This window comes from Rheinheimera oceanensis, from assembly GCF_018831085.1.
GTDB classification, from domain to species: domain Bacteria; phylum Pseudomonadota; class Gammaproteobacteria; order Enterobacterales; family Alteromonadaceae; genus Alishewanella; species Alishewanella oceanensis.
In genome coordinates, this window is the sequence record NZ_JAGPNM010000024.1 from 1 (window position 1) to 4,443 (window position 4,443).

Below are 4,443 nucleotides of genomic sequence, written 5' to 3' on the forward strand. Positions count from 1 at the left end.
CGTTCCGGCCACAAAAAGCGTGGCCTCCACTGGACTGCCTACGCTGCGCTGCGGCAGCCAATTAGCAAAGCGTTAGGCAGAAAAGGAATCGCGTAAATGTATAAAAAAATTTTACTGTTAGGCTCTATCTTTTTAATACCAACGAGTGCCTTTGGGCAGTCTCAAAATGAGGCAGGAGTTGTTTTTTATTTATCTTCGAAAGCACCAGTAACATGGTTTGATATAGCACTTTTGATGCTGTGTCCCTTCTTTGGTGCAATAGGTGGTCTCGTTGCTAGGCACCTTCGTCTGACTGAGATGCTTGGTCAAGTACGTCCGATGATTACGTATAAGAATACTGAAAAAAATGAGGTCGATTCCACTCAAAAAGCGTATATCAGCTACCCGCACGTAGGACCGAATACAATGCTTGTCGGTGGAGTTCTTGGACTAGTGGTAGCGTTATACTTCGTTGGTGCGATCACCGATGAGATCACCTCACTAGCCCGCGTCTTTGCGCTTTGCATTTTGCTTGGTTACCAAGCCCCAAATCTTTGGCAAGCGCAAGCGAAGGTAATCTCTAGTCTTGTAGATGATCGACTCAGAGCGATACTGGGAGATAAAGAATTTATTGCACGAGCTGAAAAGAAGCCCTCTGATCGACCACCCAAATCTGAGGCCTAACAATGCAAATCAGTCTGACGGCTTTTTCGTTCCTTGTTTCGCGGTTTAACGCTACGCTACCGCAAAACAATCCACTACAAAGCCGCAGCTGTTTGCGGCGTTACATGCCTAAGAGGATTAAATGAGATTCATATTTTTATTTTTACTATTTTTGGTAATAGCTAGCTGCGCATCAAAGCCGATTGAAAATGAAAAGCCAGCTAGCGAATCGGACTCGCCTATAACATGTGAGGGCGCAATTGAGAAAATTGCAAAAAGTCTCGACGCAGATAGCATCAAAACACTGAGAAATACCAAAAAAGAAGATTTGGTAATGTTTCATATGTCTTGGGGTATGGGAATCAGAAATGGTTATGGCTTGTGGTCTGAAAATTCACCTATTAGAAAGTCATGCGCGGAATCAATTGGAGAGGAAGATATGCATCCAGATAGCGCATCTGGGGTTATTATGGAAGGAGTATGGGAAGTTGTTCATAGCAACGGCATGTAACAAAGCCATCAATTTGACTGTCTTACGCTACGCTTCAGCCAGCAAATTATGGCGGCGTTATACACCTATGGAGAGTTTGGCATGAAGCTGACCATTATTTCATTTATTACATTGTTTTTACTCGGCTGCGCAGCGGCTGGTGTTCCTTATACAAATGATCCAATGACAAAACTCAATTACGCATATCAGCTAATGGGAATACAAAGTAGAGGTTTAGCTGCTGAAAAACTTGGACTAGAGGCTCTAGCTGATTTAGAAAAGTCTAAAGATGTCTATGGTATTGCAGAAGCTCATACATTTCTTGGATTGTTTTATAAGAATAGAAGTTACCGAGAACACAAAGATTTTTATATAAGACACAATGAATATGACCCTACAGCATCAACATCAATTAAACACTTCGAATTAGCCGTTCAAGCGTTTGAAGCAGACGGAGATTACTGGGGGGTATCGAAGGCTCTGTTTGAGATGGGTAATGCCTATCTAACAGATAATGACTCCGAAAACGGCTGCTCAAAGTTTGAAGAATCATTGACCATATATCGTAGCGATAAAAACGTGTTTAAAGGCCGAGTTCATCCTCACAATCCTGCTTTTAAAACTTTCGACGCGATGGTAGAGGCTTTTACTGAGAAATATTGTGCAAAAGGTGTATAACAAGCGCAGTCACAATCGGCCACTGCGTGGCCTAGACCTCAACCGCTGCGCGGCTTTCGGCCTGTGCTGCGAGCGTTAGTGCTTAAAACCATGAATCAGATATCTCGGTCAATTTTAGCGTTTGTTATCTCGCCAATAGTTCCAATAATGGCGTTAAGTATTTTTGTTTTAGGTATAGACAAATTTCTACAGGCAATACCGGTAGTAGCCTTTTTCGCCTACTTTATCACGATATTAGTAGCCCTTCCGATTTACGGCGTAATGCTCTGGAAGCATTGGTTAAAGTGGTGGCATTTCGCTCTATTGGGCGTCGTTCCCGTTTTATCGCTAGATTTACTTGGTTGGCTATTCAGCTTAGGTAGTGAGGGTGGTTTTATTACCCTACGCCAACATGGTATCGATCTTATTGTTGAGGGCAAGCGTACCTTGGCTGGGTATGTTTATTTAGTAATCAGGTTAGTATTTTATTCATTAACAGGTATTGGCGCGGGCTTATTGTTCTGGTTTATCGCACATCGCTGGCATGCACTAACAAGGCCATCAAATTGACGGCTTTTCCGTTGCTCGTTTTGTGCTTTAACGCTACGCTACCACAAAACAATCAACTCCAAAGCCGCAATTTATGGCGGCGTTAGGCATTTAAGGACGTTAAATGAACTGGGCACGAATCGCTAAATACACAGTTATTTATTTTATCTGTTCGACGGCTTCGGGCATGCCAATGGGCTATGTTATGGGGCGCTATGATTCTGTGGGTGAAGTTATTCAGAGTTGGACTTACTTGAGCTTTATTTTCCTCTCTATGCTTGTTGAATCAACGATCATTTATTTTTTAGTGAAGAATCAGGCAAAGTTTGCTTTTATACATGCACTTATAGTTGTTTTGCTCAGTTCTTTAATTGCATCATGTATCTTGTTTTTGTTGGCTGGCGAGGTTCTTTTGGGCGGCTGGCAAATTGATTATGTAAGTATGTTTATTGCGCTTTTATTTGGTTTTGTTTTAGGCAAGCAAGCAGCAAAAAGTCCAGGCGTGGTAAATGCCTAACAAGCGCAGTCACAAACGGCCACTGCGTGGCCTGGACCTCAACCGTTGCGCGGGTTTCGGCCTGTGCTGCGGGCGTTAGCTTTATGGAGTAATTCGACCTGCAGCGTATATGGAAACTAGAAAAAGGCAGCCCATTGCTAAGGGTGTTTGTGTGGCAAAATTTACCACAGAGGCAACTTAGAACATTGATTCACAGGTTTGCTACCAAAGAAGCTGCAAAGTTAAAGCAAGGCAGCCCTGAGTTTTATGTTTGGCGTGTGCGCAGACTCAAAGCCGTTGCAGTTTTCGAGAAACGATTTGGTGGCGTACCGGCTATTTTCAAAATGCGTAAAATGACGGTTTTAAAGTCATATTACATAAATAACGGTGTTTACTTGTGGCCAACATCAACATTAATTACCACAAACTAAACAAAGCTAACAAACCGCGTCATTCGGGGCCTGCGGCCCCTGCGACGCTCACAAGTTCGCGCGCATGCGCGGGGCGTTAGCCAAAACCAAACAAGGATGGATGTTATGACAACAATTTTAGTAATTGGGCTTCCAGTTCTAACAATTCTATCAATTGTGATATCACTAAAACTAAAAGCATTGTTCAGTTTTTTACTAATTTTTGCTCTGGGAATGATATCTCCATTTATCGTAGATTTTGTTTATTGCTCTGTTTTAAGTAACGAGTGCAAGCCAGACGCTTTAGAGGCGGTTGGCTTTTTATTCCTTGCTATATATGTAATTATAATTAGCTCTGCGATTTACGCTTTTATCCTGAATAAAATTAAGCAAAGGAGTAATAAGTAGGCTCTGTCGCTTCGCTCCTATTTTAGCCTACTTATTACTGCCCTTTATGCGGGCGTTATGCCATAAAAGGAGAAATCAGTGCATAAACTAATGTCAGTTGTATTATTGTCTTTCGCTGCTTTGAGTAGCAGCTACGTCTATGCTGATGAGCTGGAGGATGCTCAGGCTTGGGGAGCAATGCTAACAGATGCTATTCAGCAAAAAACTAAAGTGAATTTGAAAAAAAGAACCGAATACAAAGAGATCAAGAAATTTCTAAAAGAGAATCAGTGCCCAGGGATAAAGTACGAAGGTTACTTGATTGGTGAAGAACAGCAGTATTTTTATCTTATTGGTTCGAAGGGCAAAGAAGTCATTATCGGGCGGCATTTTAAAGCGCCGGTAGTTGATGGTGTAATTGCCCTTGACTCGGCGCAAAGCTCAACAAAAGGTTGCTTAAGTTTGGGCCCCAAAAAACCTGATGTTTCAGCAATGGTGGCTACCCATCTTCAACCATTTCCAAACGAATTCCATCTCTTACAAAGCAATATTCACGCGGTGACTTTATACATTGGCACAAAAAGCGGAATGTTTATGGTTAAAGAAGGAAAAATGTATTTATCAGAGAGTAAGTAATGCATAACAAGCGCAGTCACAAACGGCCACTGCGTGGCCTAGACCTCAACCGCTGCGCAGGTTTCGGCCTGTGCTTCGAGCGTTAGCAGCCAAATCAAAGTAAGCGTCCATTTTAGGACGTCCTATTCCTACTAAAGATCGCGCGATAAGCTGTGCACTCATCATAACAGGAGAGT

The 4,443-nt window shown here is 42.4% G+C and carries 8 protein-coding genes; all 8 read left to right on the plus strand.

Annotation, left to right across the window (positions count from 1 at the left end):
- The first annotated feature begins 96 nt into the window (after positions 1-96).
- The 8 genes from J3B89_RS20735 (at position 97) to J3B89_RS20770 (ending at position 4,267) form a co-directional block, all read left to right on the plus strand.
- The gene (locus J3B89_RS20735; protein WP_215399507.1) at positions 97-663 is read left to right on the plus strand and encodes a hypothetical protein; all 567 of its coding nucleotides are present in this window, start codon (positions 97-99) and stop codon (positions 661-663) included.
- 121 nt (positions 664-784) lie between these two features.
- Positions 785-1,153 carry a DUF6794 domain-containing protein gene (locus J3B89_RS20740; RefSeq protein WP_215399508.1) on the plus strand — a complete coding sequence of 123 codons (369 nt, stop codon included), beginning with the start codon at positions 785-787 and terminating at the stop codon, positions 1,151-1,153.
- Positions 1,154-1,234: 81 nt separating this feature from the next.
- Complete coding sequence (locus tag J3B89_RS20745) at positions 1,235-1,810, plus strand: hypothetical protein (RefSeq protein WP_215399509.1); 576 nt, start codon at positions 1,235-1,237, stop codon at positions 1,808-1,810.
- Between the two features lie 147 nt (positions 1,811-1,957).
- Positions 1,958-2,359, plus strand: coding sequence for a hypothetical protein (locus tag J3B89_RS20750; protein WP_215399510.1), 402 nt, complete (start codon positions 1,958-1,960; stop codon positions 2,357-2,359).
- A 103-nt stretch (positions 2,360-2,462) separates the two neighbouring features.
- Positions 2,463-2,855: a hypothetical protein gene (locus tag J3B89_RS20755; RefSeq protein ID WP_215399511.1), complete on the plus strand. Its 393-nt coding sequence runs from the start codon at positions 2,463-2,465 to the stop codon at positions 2,853-2,855.
- A gap of 149 nt (positions 2,856-3,004) precedes the next feature.
- A complete protein-coding gene (locus tag J3B89_RS20760; RefSeq protein ID WP_215399512.1) occupies positions 3,005-3,265 on the plus strand; it encodes a hypothetical protein in 261 nt (86 codons plus the stop codon).
- A gap of 105 nt (positions 3,266-3,370) precedes the next feature.
- A complete protein-coding gene (locus J3B89_RS20765; protein ID WP_215399513.1) occupies positions 3,371-3,652 on the plus strand; it encodes a hypothetical protein in 282 nt (93 codons plus the stop codon).
- A 78-nt stretch (positions 3,653-3,730) separates the two neighbouring features.
- Positions 3,731-4,267 carry a hypothetical protein gene (locus J3B89_RS20770; RefSeq protein WP_215399514.1) on the plus strand — a complete coding sequence of 179 codons (537 nt, stop codon included), beginning with the start codon at positions 3,731-3,733 and terminating at the stop codon, positions 4,265-4,267.
- The last annotated feature ends 176 nt before the right edge of the window (positions 4,268-4,443 follow it).